Source organism: Streptomyces sp. enrichment culture (assembly GCF_964272895.1).
In the GTDB taxonomy this organism is placed as follows: domain Bacteria; phylum Actinomycetota; class Actinomycetes; order Streptomycetales; family Streptomycetaceae; genus Streptomyces.
In genome coordinates, this window is the sequence record NZ_OZ186832.1 from 2557599 (window position 1) to 2573536 (window position 15938).

Here is a 15938-nt window from a genome sequence, read left to right on the forward strand (position 1 = left end):
GGTGGCCGAGGGGGTCAAACCGGGCCGGGCCCCGCGGGAGTGCGGTCGGTCACGCCGGGCGGGCGCCTGTTCCCAGGCACCCGCCCGGCCGCCGTTCGCGGTCAGTCCTCGTCGGTGGAGGCCGAGACGGTGGGCTGCGCCTGCTGCGCCGCCGCCGCGGTCTTCTTCGACGCGGTCTTCTTGGCGGCGGTGGTCTTCGCCGTCTTCTTCGCCGTCGTCTTCTTCGCCGTCGCCTTCTTGGCGGCGGTCTTCTTGGCCGCCGTCTTCTTGGTGGCGGCCTTCTTCGCCGTCTTGCGCGCGGCCGTCTTCTTGGCCGGAGCGGCCTCCTCGACGGCCTCCGGGGCCGCTACGGCGGCCTCGGCGCCGACCGCTTCGGCGCCGGCGGCCTCGGCCGCGGGGGCCTCGGCAGCCGGGGCCTCGGTCGCCGGGGCCTCGCTCGCTGGGACGACCACCACGGCCGCCTCCTCCGGCGCGGTCGGCGCGGTGGCCTTGCGCACGGCCCGGCGCCGCGGACGGGCCGGGGCGGCGGGCTCGGCGGACGCCTCGGCGGCGGGAGCGGACTCGGCGGCCACCGGCGCGGGCTCGGCGGCCACGGGGGCCTCCTGCTGCGGCTCCGGGGTCACCGGCGCCGCGGGCTCGCTGATCGTGACCACGGCGGCCTCGGCACCCGCGGGCGAACCGGCCGGCGCGGTCACCTTGCGGGTGGCGCGGCGGCGGGTACGGCCCTTGGGAGCGGCCTCCTCGGCGGGGGCCGTGTGCAGCACCGGGTCCTCGACGGCCACCGGCTCGGCGGTGACCTCGGCGGCGGGCTCCGGCTGCACCGGACGCGCCTTCTCCTCGTCGACGGTCACCTGCTGGGCGGTGGGCGCGGCGGTCTCCGCCTCCGCGGCCTCCCGCTTGGCGCGCTTGGCCTCGCTCTTCGGCGCACGCGTCTCCGCCCTGGGCGCGCCGGCCGGGGCCGAGGCCCTGCGGCCGGCCCGGCGACGGGTGCGGCCACGGCCGGCGGCGGCCTCCGCCTCGGCGACGCTGCTGTACAGCTCCTCGTCCGGCGCGAAGTCCGGCGCGGGCAGCGCGACCGGCTGGGCCGTCTCGGCGGCGACCTCGGCCGGGCTCTCGGCCTCGGCCTCCGCCTCCTGCTCGGCGGTCACCGCGGGCTCGACGGCGGCCACGGCCTCCTGCTCCGGCTCGGCACCGGCGCGGGCACGCTTGCGGCGCTTGCCGCCGCCCCCGGCCGCGGTCGCCTGGTCCATGTGCACGATGACACCGCGCCCGTTGCAGTGGACGCAGGTCTCCGAGAACGACTCCAGCAGACCCTGGCCGACCCGCTTACGGGTCATCTGCACCAGGCCCAGCGAGGTCACCTCGGCCACCTGGTGCTTCGTACGGTCACGGCCCAGGCACTCCAGCAGGCGGCGCAGCACCAGGTCGCGGTTGGACTCCAGGACCATGTCGATGAAGTCGATGACCACGATGCCGCCGAGGTCGCGCAGCCGCAGCTGGCGCACGATCTCCTCGGCCGCCTCCAGGTTGTTCCTGGTCACGGTCTCTTCGAGGTTGCCGCCCTGACCGGTGAACTTGCCGGTGTTCACATCGATCACGACCATGGCCTCGGTCTTGTCGATCACCAGCGAGCCACCGCTGGGCAGCCAGACCTTGCGGTCCAGCGCCTTGGCGAGCTGCTCGTCGATCCGGTAGGTGGCGAAGACGTCGACCTCGGAGGTCCACTTGGACAGCCGGTCGGCGAGGTCCGGCGCCACGTGCGAGACATAGCCGTGGATCGTCTGCCAGGCGTCGTCACCGCTGACGATGACCTTGGAGAAGTCCTCGTTGAAGATGTCGCGCACGACCCGGACGGTCATGTCCGGCTCGCCGTACAGAAGGGTCGGGGCGTTGCCGCTCTTCGCCTTCTTCTGGATGTCCTCCCACTGCGCCTGCAGCCGCTCGACGTCCCGGCGCAGCTCGTCCTCGCTCGCGCCCTCGGCGGCGGTGCGCACGATGACACCCGCGTCCTCGGGGACGATCTTCTTGAGGATGGTCTTCAGCCGCGCCCGCTCGGTGTCGGGCAGCTTGCGGCTGATGCCGGTCATCGAGCCCTCGGGCACGTACACCAGGTAGCGGCCCGGCAGGGAGACCTGGCTGGTCAGACGGGCGCCCTTGTGCCCGATCGGGTCCTTGGTGACCTGGACGAGCACGGACTGGCCGGACTTCAGGGCGGACTCGATGCGGCGCGGCCCGTTGGCCATGCCCAGCGCCTCGAAGTTGACCTCGCCGGCGTACAGCACGGCGTTGCGGCCCTTGCCGATGTCGATGAAGGCGGCCTCCATCGACGGCAGCACGTTCTGGACCTTGCCCAGGTAGACGTTGCCGACGTACGAGGTCGACTGCTCCTTGTTGACGTAGTGCTCGACGAGCACGTTGTCCTCGAGGACGCCGATCTGGGTGCGGTCGCCGTGCTGGCGGACGACCATCACACGCTCGACGGCCTCGCGGCGGGCGAGGAACTCGGCCTCGGTGATGATCGGCACCCGGCGGCGGCCCTGCTCACGGCCCTCGCGGCGGCGCTGCTTCTTGGCCTCCAGACGGGTCGAGCCCTTGATGGACTGCACCTCGTCGGACGGCTCGGAGGGCTTACGGGGCTCGCGGACCTTGACGACGGTGCGCTCCGGGTCGCCCTCGCCGGGCTCGGCGTCGACGGAGGTGTCACCGGCGCGGCGCCGGCGACGGCGGCGACGGCGGCTGGAGGTGCTGGACCCGCCGGGCTCCTCGCCCTGCTCCTCGGCGTCCTCTTCCTCCTGCTCGGCGGTGTCCTCGGCGTCCTGCTCGGCCTGCTCGGCGGCGAGCTCGTCGGTCTCGGTGTCGCCCTCGCCGGCCTCGGCGTCGGCGGACTCACCGCGACGACGGCGACGGCCTCCACGGCGGCGACGACGGCGCGAGCCGGTCTCCTCCGTCTCGTCCTCGGACTCGGCGGCGTCCTCGACGCCCTCCTCGCCCTCCTCCGGCTCCTCCTCGGCGGCGGGCTGCGGGGTCTCGACGGCGGCCTCGGGCTCCTCGCCGTAACCGGCGCCACGGCGGCGGCGACGGCGGCGCGGGGCGGCCGGCTCCTCGACGAACTCCTCCGGCTCGACGGCCTCGGGCTCCTCCGCGGCCTCGGCGGCGGCCTCGGCGGCGGCGCGCTCGGGCGTCTGGAACTTCGGCTCGGTGAACACGGGCGCCTGGAACACGGCGACGGCGGGCCGCGCGGGGCGACGGCGCTTGGCCGGCTCGGCCTCGGCCTTGGCCGCTTCCGGCGCGGGGGCCGCGGCGGCGGGTGCGGCGGGCGCGGTGGGCGCGGTGGCGGGCGCGGCAGGCTGCGCGGGCTCCGCGAACCCGGTCGCGGCCTTACGGACCACCCGGCGCCGGCGACGCGGCGCGGCGTCCTCCGGTGCCTGCTCGGCGGCGGCCACGGGCGCGGACGGCTCCGGGGTCTCGGCGGCCACGGGGGTCTCGGCTGTGACCGGGACCTCGGTCTTCGCGGGAGCCTCGGGGGTCACAGGGGCCTCGTCGGCCACGGGGGCGTCCGCGGTCGCGGGCGTCTCGGTGGTCTCGGCGGGCGCGGAGACACGGCGCGTGGCACGGCGGCGCGTACGACGCGGGGCGGCTTCGGCGGCCTCGGGCTCGGGGGCGGCCTCGGTCTCGACGGCCGGGGCGGGGGCCTCGGTGGGAGCTTCCGCTGCGTCCGTCTCGGCGGACTCAGCGGTCACGTCTGCCTCCGCGGTCACAGCTGCCTCCGCCGTCACGGCTTCCTCCGCCTTCGGCGCACCGGCCGGCGCGGACGCGCGGCGGGTCGCACGGCGACGCGGACGGGCCGCGGGAGCGGGTTCCTCGACGGGCGCGGACTCCTCCGCCACCGGCTCGGCGGGCTCCGTCACCACGGCCTCCTCGGCCTTCGGCGCACCGGCGGGTGCGGACGCGCGACGCGTGGCACGCCGACGCGGGCGGGCCGCAGCGGCCTCCTCGGCCGCGGGGGCGGGCGCGTCGACACCGGCGGCCAGCTCCTCGACGGCCGGCGCGGCAGCGGCTTCCCCGGCCCCTGCGGGCTCCGCGGCCTGGACGGGCTCGGCGGACCGGGTGGCCTCGTCGGCCTTCGGCGCACCGGCCGGCGCGGACGCGCGGCGGGTGGCACGGCGACGCGGGCGGGCCGGGGCGGCCTCGGACGTCACAGCCGTCTCCGCCGCGGCGGCCTGGGCTTCAGCTTCGGCTTCGGCTTCGGTCTCCGGCTCCGGGTCGGCCGGTATGGCCGGAGCGACGGTCTCCACCGGCGCCTCGGAGGTGCCGGCCGGCGGACCCGCCGGACGCGATGCGGCCCGGCGCCGGCGACGCGGCGGCAGGGTGTCGCTGGGGGTGTTGAGTTCGGAACCCTCGATGGGTTCGGTCGGCTCGAGCATGCGGGCGTATCTCCCGTCGGGCTCCCGGGCGCCGCGCGTGGTCCGGCGGGTATGCCGGTGACGTCCGCGGCTCGCGCGGTGCGCGTGTGCCGCCGTCCGGGGCGCGGGCGCCGCACGGGAGCTTTCTGTGTCCTGTCTCGCCGGTTCCGTATGCCTTGTCGCGTACGGCCTGGCGAAAGTCTTCTGGTCGGTGCGCTGCCCGACCCAGGTGGCTCCCGAGTACGAGGGCGGCGCTTCGACGTCCGTCCTTTCGCGGGACCTTCCTTACGCCGGCTCCTTCGCGGCGGCAGTCGGCGCGGCCGGTTGGGCCGCTGCTGCCTCGCGGTCGGGCGCGAGCGGGTCGGTCACCGTGCCGGTCTCTTCATCGAGCAGCCCCTGCGCCAGCCTGGTCACCGCTGCGGGGACCGGCGGCGCCAGGTCGGCCACGGCGCGGAGACCGGACAGGACGTCGTCGGGTCGCACGGCAGGCGTCACGTGCCGAACAACCAGCCGCAGTATCGCACAGGGCTGGTCGGTCGGCCTATCAGCCGTCGCACGGGGCGTTTCCGTGCCGGCGTCGCCGCTGTCCAGGCTGACGACCGCCGAACGGGCGTCGAAGGTACGCACGCCGTTCTTGGTCATCCGCTGGACCTCGACGGTCTCGGCGCCGTTGAAGGCGGCCACCGCCCGGTCCGCGTCGGCGGGGTCCACGCCGGGCAGGCGCAGCTCCCACACCGAGGCCGTGAGCCGGTCGGCGAGCCCCGATGTACGGGCCTCGACCGCGTCGACGACGTCGAGCCCGTCGGGCAGCGACTCGTCGAGCAGGACGCGCAGCGTCTCGGGGTCACGCGCTTCGGTGAGCGCGATCTCCAGGTACTCCGCCTCACTGCCCGTGCCGGTGGGTGCGGCATTGGCGTAGGACACCTTCGGGTGCGGCGTGAAGCCCGCCGAATAGGCCATGGGGACCTCGGCGCGGCGCAGCGCACGCTCGAAAGCGCGCTGGAAGTCGCGGTGGCTGGTGAACCTCAGGCGGCCGCGCTTGGTGTAACGCAGTCGGATGCGCTGCACCGCGGGTGCCGGCGGCGGGCCTTCGGGCTGTCGCTTGCCCAGTGTCCTAGTCCTTCGTGAGAACGGTCGTACTGCTACCTAGAGTACGTGTCTCCTGGCGTCCGGGTTCCCGCCGGGCCACTTCCTCCACCTTCCGGGGCTCTCCGAACAGCATCCGCCGGAAGTCGGCGCGGGCCTGCCGGGCGGTGTCACGGGCCGCGGCGAGCGCCTGCCGGGTCGCCCGTCCCACACTGCGCGCGGCCTGGGCGGCGGGCCGCCACAGCGCGTCGCGCACGGCGTGTCCGACGGGCGTGAGGACCGTGCGGTAGACCCACCGCACCGGCTCCACGAAGATCCACCGGAAGAGTTTCGCGAGGAACCGGCCGACGGCCCGCGAGAGGTGCCCGGCCACCCGCCAGGCGTGCCCGAGGGCGTCGCCGATCTCCCGTCCGACGACGGCCAGGAACCGGCCCACCGGCGCGAGCACGTACCGCCACAACCCGAGCGCGGGCAGCACAAACAGCACCCGCGTGATCCAGTACAGGGCGACCCCGATCCCGGTGACGATCGCCGCCAGCACCCACCACACGCCCTTGACGCACCAGACGGTCCCCCGCCACAGCCCCGTGGCACACCAGGCGACCGCCCGCCCGACCGGCGCGAGCACCCAGGTGTACAGCCATACGGCCGGTACGACGACCAGGTACCGCGTCAGCCAGGCGATCCCGTGCCCGACCGGCGTGAGCAGCCACGCGTAGACCCAGGCACCCACCGCCCCAATGCCCCGCCCCACCCAGGCGGCACCGGCGCCGATCCCCCGCGCCACCCACACGATCCCGGCCCACAGCCCGCGCAGCACCCAGGAGATCGCGGCGCCGGTCCCCCGTAGCGTCCAGACGATGCCGTGCCCGATCGGCGTCAGCACATGCCGGTACAGCCACACCGCCGGCACGACCAGCAGCACGTTCCCGAGCCAGGCGAGCCCCTTGCCCACCGGCACGAGGACATAGCGCCACAGCCCCACGAACGGCCACACGAACACCGCCCGCCCCAGCCACAGCAGCCCGCGCCCGACCGGCCGGAACACCGTGTCCGTCAGGAACCGCCCCGACACGACCAGGGCGTCCCACACCATCCGCACCGGCACGACCAGCACCAGCACGACGATCCGCACCGGAATGCGAATCGCGGTGACCAGACATCCTTCCGCCTGCCGGACCTCGGGCAGCGCCTTCTGCGGTTCCATACCCGCCAAGACGCCTCGGGCCCCGATCCGGATCCACCCGCGGGATTGCGATGCCGTCACAGTCGCTGCGGCGACCCCGGCCTGCGTGGTGCCGGACACGGACCCGGTGGGTCGCCGCAGCGCCTCACGCGCGCTGTGCTCGGTGTCAGCCGGTCGGAGCCGACTGCTTGACGGTGAGCGGCAGCAGCTTCTTGCCCGTCGGGCCGATCTGGATGTGGGTGTCCATGGCGGGGCAGACGCCGCAGTCGAAGCACGGGGTCCAGCGGCAGTCCTCGACCTCGGTCTCGTCGAGGGCGTCCTGCCAGTCCTCCCAGAGCCAGTCCTTGTCGAGACCGGAGTCGAGGTGGTCCCAGGGCAGGACCTCCTCGTAGGTGCGCTCGCGGGTGGTGTACCAGTCGACGTCGACGCCGTAGGGGGCCAGCGCCTTCTCCGCGCAGTTCATCCAGCGGTCGTAGGAGAAGTGCTCGCGCCAGCCGTCGAAGCGGCCGCCGTCCTCGTAGACCGCGCGGATGACGGCGCCGATGCGGCGGTCGCCGCGGGACAGGAGGCCCTCGACGATGCCGGGCTTGCCGTCGTGGTAGCGGAAGCCGATGGAGCGGCCGTACTTCTTGTCGCCGCGGATCTTGTCGCGGAGCTTTTCGAGACGGGCGTCCGTCTCCTCCGCGCTCAGCTGCGGCGCCCACTGGAACGGCGTGTGCGGCTTGGGCACGAAGCCGCCGATCGACACCGTGCAGCGGATGTCGTTGGACTTGGAGACCTCGCGGCCCTTGGCGATGACCTTGGTCGCCATGTCGGCGATCTGCAGGACGTCCTCGTCGGTCTCCGTCGGCAGACCGCACATGAAGTACAGCTTCACCTGCCGCCAGCCGTTGCCGTACGCCGTGGCGACCGTCCGGATCAGATCCTCTTCGGAGACCATCTTGTTGATGACCTTGCGCATGCGCTCCGAGCCGCCCTCGGGGGCGAAGGTCAGGCCGGAGCGGCGGCCGTTGCGGGTCAGCTCGTTGGCCAGGTCGACGTTGAAGGCGTCCACGCGGGTGGAGGGCAGCGAGAGGCCGATCTTGTCCTCTTCGTAGCGGTCCGCCAGGCCCTTGGCGATGTCGCCGATCTCGGAGTGGTCCGCCGACGACAGGGACAGCAGGCCGACCTCCTCGAAGCCGGTCGCCTTCAGGCCCTTCTCCACCATGTCGCCGATGCCGGTGATCGAGCGCTCGCGCACCGGGCGGGTGATCATGCCGGCCTGGCAGAAGCGGCAGCCGCGGGTGCAGCCGCGGAAGATCTCCACGGACATGCGCTCGTGGACCGTCTCGGCGAGCGGGACCAGCGGCTGCTTGGGGTAGGGCCACTCGTCCAGGTCCATGACCGTGTGCTTGGACACGCGCCACGGCACGCCCGACCGGTTCGGTACGACACGCGCGATACGGCCGTCGGGCAGGTACTCGACGTCGTAGAACCGCGGGATGTACACGGCGCCGGTCTTCGCCAGGCGCAGCAGGACCTCGTCGCGGCCGCCGGGGCGGCCCTCGGCCTTCCACTCGCGGATGATCTTCGTCATGTCGAGCACGGCCTGCTCGCCGTCGCCGATGACCGCCGCGTCGATGAAGTCGGCGATCGGCTCGGGGTTGAAGGCCGCGTGGCCGCCGGCCAGCACGATCGGGTCGTCGACCGTGCGGTCCTTGGACTCCAGCGGGATGCCGGCCAGGTCCAGCGCGGTGAGCATGTTGGTGTAGCCCAGCTCCGTGGAGAAGCTGAGGCCGAGCACGTCGAACGCCTTGACCGGGCGGTGGCTGTCCACCGTGAACTGCGGCACGCCGTGCTCACGCATCAGCGCCTCCAGGTCCGGCCACACGCTGTAGGTGCGCTCGGCGAGGACGCCCTCCTGCTCGTTGAGGACCTCGTAGAGGATCATGACGCCCTGGTTGGGCAGGCCGACCTCGTAGGCGTCCGGGTACATGAGCGCCCAGCGGACGTCGCACTCGTCCCACGCCTTGACCGTGGAGTTGAGCTCGCCGCCGACGTACTGGATCGGCTTCTGCACGTGCGGGAGCAGAGCTTCGAGCTGCGGGAAAACCGACTCGACAGGCATCTCGCGAACCTTCATGAGCTGACTGGGGGCATCCCCCGGCCGGAGGCTGGGGGCGGGTGACCATCAAGCGTAACCCGGCCGGGGGACTCCCCTGTACGGTCAGATGTCCGCCTTGTCCCGCATCTGCGCCCATGCGCCCGGCAACGTCTCCTCCGCCCGCGCCGCCCGCAGCTCCTCCCGCCCGTACAGCACCCCGTAGGTGAACGCGCTCTCCCCCGCCGCCTGCGCCTGTCCGGCCAGCTCGCGCAGGGCCTCGCGGGTCATCACGCTGTCCTGGTGGTCGCCGAGCAGCCCTTGCAGCGACTTCATCGACCGCACCAGCGCGGCGGCCGGGTCCCCGAGCGCCGGGACCGCCGCCTCCGCCGCGTACCGGGTGCGCTTGGCCTTCTTGCGCGCCTCGTGCAGCGCGAGGTCGCGGGCGGGGCCGGCGGGCAGGTCCAGGGCCTCCTCGACCAGGGCCGACAGCATCCCCAGATCCGTGCGGACGGCCTTGGCGATCACCTTCTGCGGTGCCGCGGCCGCCGCCTTGCGCAGCGGCGGGTCGGCGATCAGCGCGTCCAGCGTGCCGAGCAGGTCGAGGTAGCGCCGACCGTCCAGTACGGCGATCAGCCGCCGCCGCGAGCCACCGCGCCGGGCGTGCGTCCAGGTGCGCAGCCGGGTGCGCACCGGGCCGGCGACCAGGGGGCGGGGCAGTTCGTCCAGGGCGGCGGTGATCCGGGCGGTCAGCACTTCCTGGTCCCGGTCGACGCCCAGCTCCCCCGCCAGCCACTTCAGCTCCTCGCCGATCGGGTCGGTGACGGCGCGGTCGAGGACCCGGCCGAAGGAGCGGAAGGCGCTGCGCATCCGCCGGGTGGCGACCCGCATGCCGTGCACCGAGTCGTACACGTCCCGCCGCACCGCCGGGTCCAGCTCCACGATCGCGTCCCGCTGGGCCCGCAGATACGCCAGGACATGGTCACCGGCCGTCTCCGGCGCACCCGGCGTCCCGCGTCCGCCCCTGCACTTGCCCTTCCTGCCCGGTGCCGTCTCGGCGAGCGCCCGGGCCAGCTTCGACGCGGACGACGAGGGCCGCACCCCCGCCCTGCGCAACCGTTTCTCCACCGCGTCCAGGAACGCCGGGTCACCCCCCTCGGCCAGCTCCACCTCGATCTCGGTCCACTGCGCCCGCCCGCCGCCCCCGTCGAGCCGCTCGGCGTGCACGGCGTCCACCCCGACCTCGGCGAGCAGCCTGCCCTCGGCGTCGATGAGCTCCCGCAGGTCCCGGTCCGAGCGCAGCCGGACGACGGGCCGCAGCTCGGCGTCCCGCACCCGTGAGCGCACCAGCCCGGCCAGACCGCGCGGCACCGCGTCGGACAGCGGGGCGCGGATCTCGTCCCGCACCCCCGGCGCGACCGGGAACTTCAGATGCCAGCCGGCGTCGGAGCCGCCCGTGCGCCGCCGCAGCGTGATCGACGCGGCGGCCAGGCTGCCGTCCGCCGTGTCGTAGTAGGTGGCGTCCAGGTGCGCGACACCCTTGTCGATCACGGCCGCCACACCGGCGACGCCGGTCAGGTCGGGCAGCCCGCTGTCGTCGGACTCGTACTTCCGCTCGATCTCGCGCTGTATGTCCGCCATGACCTGAATCTAGTGGGGCCCGCCGCGCCAGGACAGATGCCGAACGGATACCCGCAGCGCCCCGGACTGCGGGGAAACGCGCCGTGACGGCCCCTGCCGGGCCGCCACGGCCCTGCGCTAGGCCGACAGCGGTCTCTGCACCCGGATGGACTGCAACAGCCCCACCGCGACCCACACCGCGAACATCGACGAACCTCCGTACGACACGAACGGCAGGGGCAGACCGGTGACCGGCATGATGCCGAGCGTCATCCCGATGTTCTCGAAGGACTGGAAGGCGAACCAGGCGACGATGCCCGCGGCCACGATCGTGCCGTACAGCTCGGTCGTCTCGCGGGCGATCCGGCAGGCCCGCCACAGCACCACACCGAGCAGCAGGATGATCAGGCCGCCGCCGACGAAGCCCAGTTCCTCGCCGGCGACCGTGAAGACGAAGTCGGTCTGCTGCTCGGGCACGAACTGGCCGGTGGTCTGCGAACCGTGGAAGAGGCCGGAGCCGGTCAGGCCGCCGGAGCCGATGGCGATACGGGCCTGGTTGGTGTTGTAGCCGACGCCCGCCGGGTCGAGCTCGGGATTGGCGAACGCGGCGAACCGGTTGATCTGGTACTCGTCGAGGATCCCCAGCTGCCAGACCGCCAGCGCGCCCAGCGCGCCCGAGCCCAGCAGGCCGAACACCCAGCGGTTGGAGGCGCCCGAGGCCAGCAGCACGCCCAGCACGATGATCACCATGACCATGACCGAGCCGAGGTCGGGCATCAGCAGCACGATCAGCATCGGCACGGTGGCCAGACCCAGCGCCTGGAGCACCGTGCGATGGTCCGGGTAGGGCCTGTCGCCGGCGTCGACTCTCGCGGCCAGCAGCATCGCCATGCCCAGGATGATCGTGACCTTCACGAACTCCGAGGGCTGCAGCGAGAAGCCGCCGGGCAGCTGGATCCACGAGTGGGCGCCGTTGATCGTGGAGCCGAGCGGGGTCAGCACCAGCAGGATCAGGAACACCGAGACGCCGTACAGGATCGGCACCGCGGTGCGCAGGGTGCGATGACCGAGCCAGACCGTGCCGATCATCAGCGCGAGACCGATGCCGGTGTTCAGGATGTGCCGCACCAGGAAGTAGTACGGGTCGCCCTGGTTGATGTCGGTGCGGTTGCGGGTGGCCGAGAAGACCAGCACGGAACCGATCAGCGACAGCGCGAGGGAGGCCAGCAGTATGGGCCAGTCCAGCCGGCGGGCGAGCGAGTCGCGGGCGAACAGGCGGGTCCAGCCGGCCCGCTCGGGGCCGTAGCCGGAGACCTGGAAGCTGTTGACGCCGGTCATGTGCACTTCCTCCGGCCTGCGCGGCGGGGGCGCCGCAGGCGCCGGGTCTGACGGTTGCCGGCCTCCGGGGAGGGCAGGGTCGCCCCGGTCTGCTGGGCGCCGCCCGGGTCGGGGGCGGTGCCGTCGGGGTTCACCGCGGCGTTCTCCACCGGGGTCCCGTCCGGGTTCTCGGCGGGCTTCTGGTACTTCTGCTGGTCCTTCGCCGGGTCCTTGGAGACCTTCGGACCGATGATCGAACCGTCCGGCTGGATCTTCGGCAGGTTCTTCTGCGGCGTGGGCAGCAGGGCGCGCTTCTTGTTGATGACGCCGTCGTCGGAGACGCCGTACAGGGCGTCGTAGATGTTGCGCACGGCCGGACCGGAGGCGCCGGAGCCCGTACCGCCCTGGGAGATGGTCATGACGACCGCGTAGTCCTCGGTGTACGTGGCGAACCAGGAGGTCGTCTGCTTGCCGTAGACCTCCGCGGTACCGGTCTTGGCGTGCATCTCGATCTTGTCCTGGGGCCAGCCGCCGAACCGCCAGGCGGCCGTACCGCGGGTGGCCACACCGGCGAGGGCGTCGTCCATCTGGGCCAGCGTCGCCCGGTCCACCGGCAGCCTGCCGTGCGCCTTGGGCTCGATCTCGGAGACCCGCTTGCCGTCGGCGCTGACGATCGCCTTGCCGACCGTGGGGTCGTACAGGGTGCCGCCGTTGGAGATGGCGGCGTAGATGGTGGCCATCTGGATCGGCGTCACCAGGGTGTCGCCCTGGCCGATGGAGTAGTTGATCTCGTCACCGGCGCGCATCTTGTTGCCTTCGAGGCAGTTCTCGTAGGCGATCTTCTCGACGTAGTCGCCGTCCTTCTTGCCGCTCTTGCACCAGGCGTCCTTGTTGGCCTCCCAGTAGCTCTGCTTCCACTCGCGGTCCGGGACGCGGCCGGGGACCTCGTTGGGCAGGTCGATGCCGGTCTCCTTGCCGAGGCCGAACTGGTGGGCGGCCTTGTAGAACCAGTCCTTCGGCTTGCCCTTGGGGTTGATGCCGCCGTCCTTCTTCCACTCGTTGTGCGCGAGTTGGTAGTAGACGGTGTCGCAGGAGACCTCCAGGGCGCGGCCGAGGTCGATCGCGCCGTGGTTCTGGGACTCGAAGTTCTTGAAGACCTGACCGCCGACGGAGTAGGAGCTGGAGCAGTTGTAGCGGCCGTCGAACGCGTAGCCGGCCTGGACCGCCGCGGCCGTGGAGACCACCTTGAAGATGGAGCCGGGCGCCGCCTGACCCTGTATGGCCCTGTTGAGCAGCGGGTAGTTGGAGTTCTTGCCGGTGAGCTTGGCGTAGTCCTTGGCGGAGATGCCGCCGACCCAGGCGTTGGGGTCGTAGGTCGGGTTGGACGCCATGGCGACGATCCGGCCGGTCTTCGCCTCCATCACGACGACGGCGCCCGCGTCGGCCTTGTACTTCTGCTGGGTGTTGCGGTCCCAGTTCTTGCGGGCTTCCTTCATCGCCGCGTTCAGCTCGTACTCGGCGACGCGCTGCACCCGGGCGTCGATGCTGGTGACCAGGTGGGAGCCGGGCTGGGCGGGGTCCGCCTCGGCCTGGCCGATGACCCGGCCGAGGTTGTCGACCTCGTAGCGGGTGACGCCGGCCTTGCCGCGCAGCTCCTTGTCGTACTGGCGCTCCAGGCCGGAGCGGCCGACCTGGTCGGAGCGCAGGAAGGGCGAGTCGGTGTCCTGGGCCTGCTGGATCTCCTCGTCGGTGACCGGGGAGAGATAGCCGAGGACCTGGGCGGTGTTGGCCTTGCCGGGCGCCGGGTAGCGGCGGACGGCCTGGGGCTCGGCGGTGATGCCGGGGAAGTCCTCCGCGCGCTCGCGGATCTGCAGGGCCTGGCGCGGGGTGGCCTCGTCGGTGATGGGGATCGGCTGGTACGGCGAGCCGTTCCAGCAGGGCTGGGGGGTCTCGGCGTCGCACAGCCGGACCTTCTCCTTGACCTCCTTCGGCGTCATGCCGAGGACGCCCGCGAGCTTGGTCAGGACGGCGTCTCCGTCGTCCTTCATCTTCATCAGCTCGGTGCGGGAGGCCGAGACCACCAGCCGGGTCTCGTTGTCCGCGAGGGGCACTCCGCGCGCGTCCAGGATCGAGCCGCGCACGGCGGGCTGCACGACCTGCTGGACGTGGTTGCCGGATGCCTCCTTGGCGTAGGCATCGCCCTCGCGGATCTGGAGGTACCACAGCCGGCCGCCGAGCGTGGCGAGCAGCGAGAGGACGAGGATCTGGATGACGACGAGCCGGGTCTGGACGCGTGGGGTCCGACCGGTCTCGGGAATGTTGGTCACTGCTGCCTCCCCCTCTCAGCGTGTGTGCGGGGACACGGATGTGCGGACGACCGAGGTCGGTGTGTGGACGAGCGGGACGGGTGTACGGACACCTGATGCCGATGTGCGTACGAGTGAGGAACGACCGGCCCGCGCCGCCCGGTTCCGGCCCCGTTCGCCCGTCCGGGTGAACTCCGCGCGGTTCACAGCCGCTTGACCCCCTTGATGCGCCCGGCCCGTGCCGTCCGCGCCCGGGCCGCCTTCACCTTCAGCCCGCCCAGGCCGCCGCGCTGGCCGCCGATGCGCAGGCCGGTGCCGGAGGCCAGCCAGCCGGAGGAGATGTCGGCCGCGTTCGCCGAGTTCGCCTCGGCGAGCGGGTCGTTGTCGGCGCGCCGGGCCAGCGCCATGATGCCGGGCACCACGAACGGCGCGAGCAGTAGGTCGTACAGGGCGGCCGTGAACAGCAGCCCCGGCAGGCCCACGTGACGGGCCGCCGTGTCGCCGACGAGGGCGCCGACTCCGGCGTAGAGCAGGGTGGAGCCGACGGCGGCGACGGCCACCACGACAAGCGGTCCGCTCGCCGACTTCAGCCGGCCGTTCTCCGGCTTGACCAGGCCGGCCAGATAGCCGATGACACACAGCACCAGCGCGTAGCGGCCGGCCGCGTGGTCGGCGGGCGGGGCGAGGTCGGAGAGCAGTCCGGCGCCGAAGCCGACGAGGGCGCCGCCGACATGGCCGTAGACCAGCGCGAGGCCCAGGACGGTGAGGAGCAGCAGGTCGGGCACGGCGCCCGGCAGGTGCAGCCGGGCCAGGACGCTGACCTGGAGGACCAGGGCGACGACCACCAGCGTGGCGGAGAGCAGGATCCGGTTGAAGCGCATCGAGTGTCAGCTCCCCTACTGCTGCTGCTCTTGCTGGAACTGGCCGTCGGCGGGCGCCTGGGCCGACGGGGTGACGGTGACCGTCACGGTCGGGGTCGGGGTGGGCTTCGGCTTGTCGGGGAGCACGGTGTCGCGCGGATCCTTTGCGGGGGCCTGGACGACGACGCCGACGATGTCCAGCTTGGTGAAGCTGACGTACGGCGTGACGTACAGGGTGCGGGTCAGGCCGCCGCCCGAGGGATCGACCCGCGAGACGACGCCGACGGGGACGCCGGGTACGAAGGGCCGGTCGGCCTGGGAGCCGAAGGTGACCAGACGGTCGCCCTTCTTGATCTGTGCCTTGCCGTTGAGGAGTTCGACGCGCAGCGGGCGGTCGCCCTGGCCGGAGGCGAAGCCGAGCTCGTCGCTGCCCTCCATCCGGGTGCCGACGGTGAAGTCGGGGTCACTGGCGAGCAGCACGGTGGAGGCGTTCGGGCCGACGGTGGTGACGCGGCCGACGAGGCCGTCCCCGTTGAGGACGGTCATGTCGCGCCGGATGCCGTCGTTGGCGCCGACGTCGATGGTGATGGTCCAGGAGAAGCCCTGGGCCGCCCCTATGGCGATGACCTCCGCGCCCTTGATGCCGTACTGGCCCTCGCCGGCCACCTTCAGCATCTTGTTCAGCTGCTTCAGGCGGCTGCGGTTGCGGTCGTCGCTGCCGAGTTCGGCCTTGAGGGCGGCGTTCTCCTTCTCCAGCTGGGCGATGCGGTCGTGCCGTTCGCCGGAGTCCCGGACGGCGGCGATGGCGTTGCCCACCGGGTCCACCGCGGACGCCACGCCGTTCTCGATCGGGCCGAAGACGGAGGCCGCGGCCCGGCGGGCACCGTCGACCGGTGAATCCTCCCCACCGCGGATGTCCACCGTGATCAGTGCGAACGCGATGGCGATCAGCAGCACCAGGAGCAGCCGGCTCTCTCGTGTGTCCCTCACGTGCGGCGGCCGTGCCCTTCCTTGATTGGCAAACACAATCGGAATTCGGGTAGCCCCTGGGGGAACCGAGGGGCTTGTTCGTGGCAGCTT

At 72.7% G+C, this 15938-nt stretch carries 9 protein-coding genes; all 9 read right to left on the reverse strand.

Going from position 1 to position 15938, the window contains the following annotated elements; genetic code table 11:
• Positions 1 to 101 precede the first annotated feature (101 nt).
• The 9 genes from ACSU6M_RS11595 to mreC all read right to left on the reverse strand — a co-directional run bounded on the left by ACSU6M_RS11595 (position 102) and on the right by mreC (position 15848).
• Positions 102 to 4424 (reverse strand): Rne/Rng family ribonuclease, encoded by a 4323-nt coding sequence (locus tag ACSU6M_RS11595; RefSeq protein WP_437069316.1) that lies wholly within the window; start codon positions 4422 to 4424, stop codon positions 102 to 104.
• A gap of 264 nt (positions 4425 to 4688) precedes the next feature.
• A complete protein-coding gene (locus ACSU6M_RS11600; protein WP_437069318.1) occupies positions 4689 to 5471 on the reverse strand; it encodes a TIGR03936 family radical SAM-associated protein in 783 nt (260 codons plus the stop codon).
• Between the two features lie 46 nt (positions 5472 to 5517).
• Positions 5518 to 6696: a hypothetical protein gene (locus tag ACSU6M_RS11605; RefSeq protein WP_437069320.1), complete on the reverse strand. Its 1179-nt coding sequence runs from the start codon at positions 6694 to 6696 to the stop codon at positions 5518 to 5520.
• Positions 6697 to 6841: 145 nt separating this feature from the next.
• The gene (locus ACSU6M_RS11610; protein ID WP_437069321.1) at positions 6842 to 8782 is read right to left on the reverse strand and encodes a TIGR03960 family B12-binding radical SAM protein; all 1941 of its coding nucleotides are present in this window, start codon (positions 8780 to 8782) and stop codon (positions 6842 to 6844) included.
• Between the two features lie 99 nt (positions 8783 to 8881).
• Positions 8882 to 10396, reverse strand: coding sequence for a CHAD domain-containing protein (locus ACSU6M_RS11615; protein ID WP_437069322.1), 1515 nt, complete (start codon positions 10394 to 10396; stop codon positions 8882 to 8884).
• 117 nt (positions 10397 to 10513) lie between these two features.
• Positions 10514 to 11713 carry a rod shape-determining protein RodA gene (gene rodA, locus ACSU6M_RS11620; protein WP_437069324.1) on the reverse strand — a complete coding sequence of 400 codons (1200 nt, stop codon included), beginning with the start codon at positions 11711 to 11713 and terminating at the stop codon, positions 10514 to 10516.
• Positions 11710 to 14019 (reverse strand): penicillin-binding protein 2, encoded by a 2310-nt coding sequence (gene mrdA / locus ACSU6M_RS11625; RefSeq protein WP_437069325.1) that lies wholly within the window; start codon positions 14017 to 14019, stop codon positions 11710 to 11712. The genes rodA and mrdA overlap by 4 nt, the downstream gene beginning before the upstream one ends.
• A gap of 182 nt (positions 14020 to 14201) precedes the next feature.
• Positions 14202 to 14879: a rod shape-determining protein MreD gene (gene mreD, locus ACSU6M_RS11630; protein WP_437069327.1), complete on the reverse strand. Its 678-nt coding sequence runs from the start codon at positions 14877 to 14879 to the stop codon at positions 14202 to 14204.
• A gap of 15 nt (positions 14880 to 14894) precedes the next feature.
• A complete protein-coding gene (mreC, locus tag ACSU6M_RS11635; protein WP_437069328.1) occupies positions 14895 to 15848 on the reverse strand; it encodes a rod shape-determining protein MreC in 954 nt (317 codons plus the stop codon).
• Positions 15849 to 15938 lie beyond the last annotated feature (90 nt).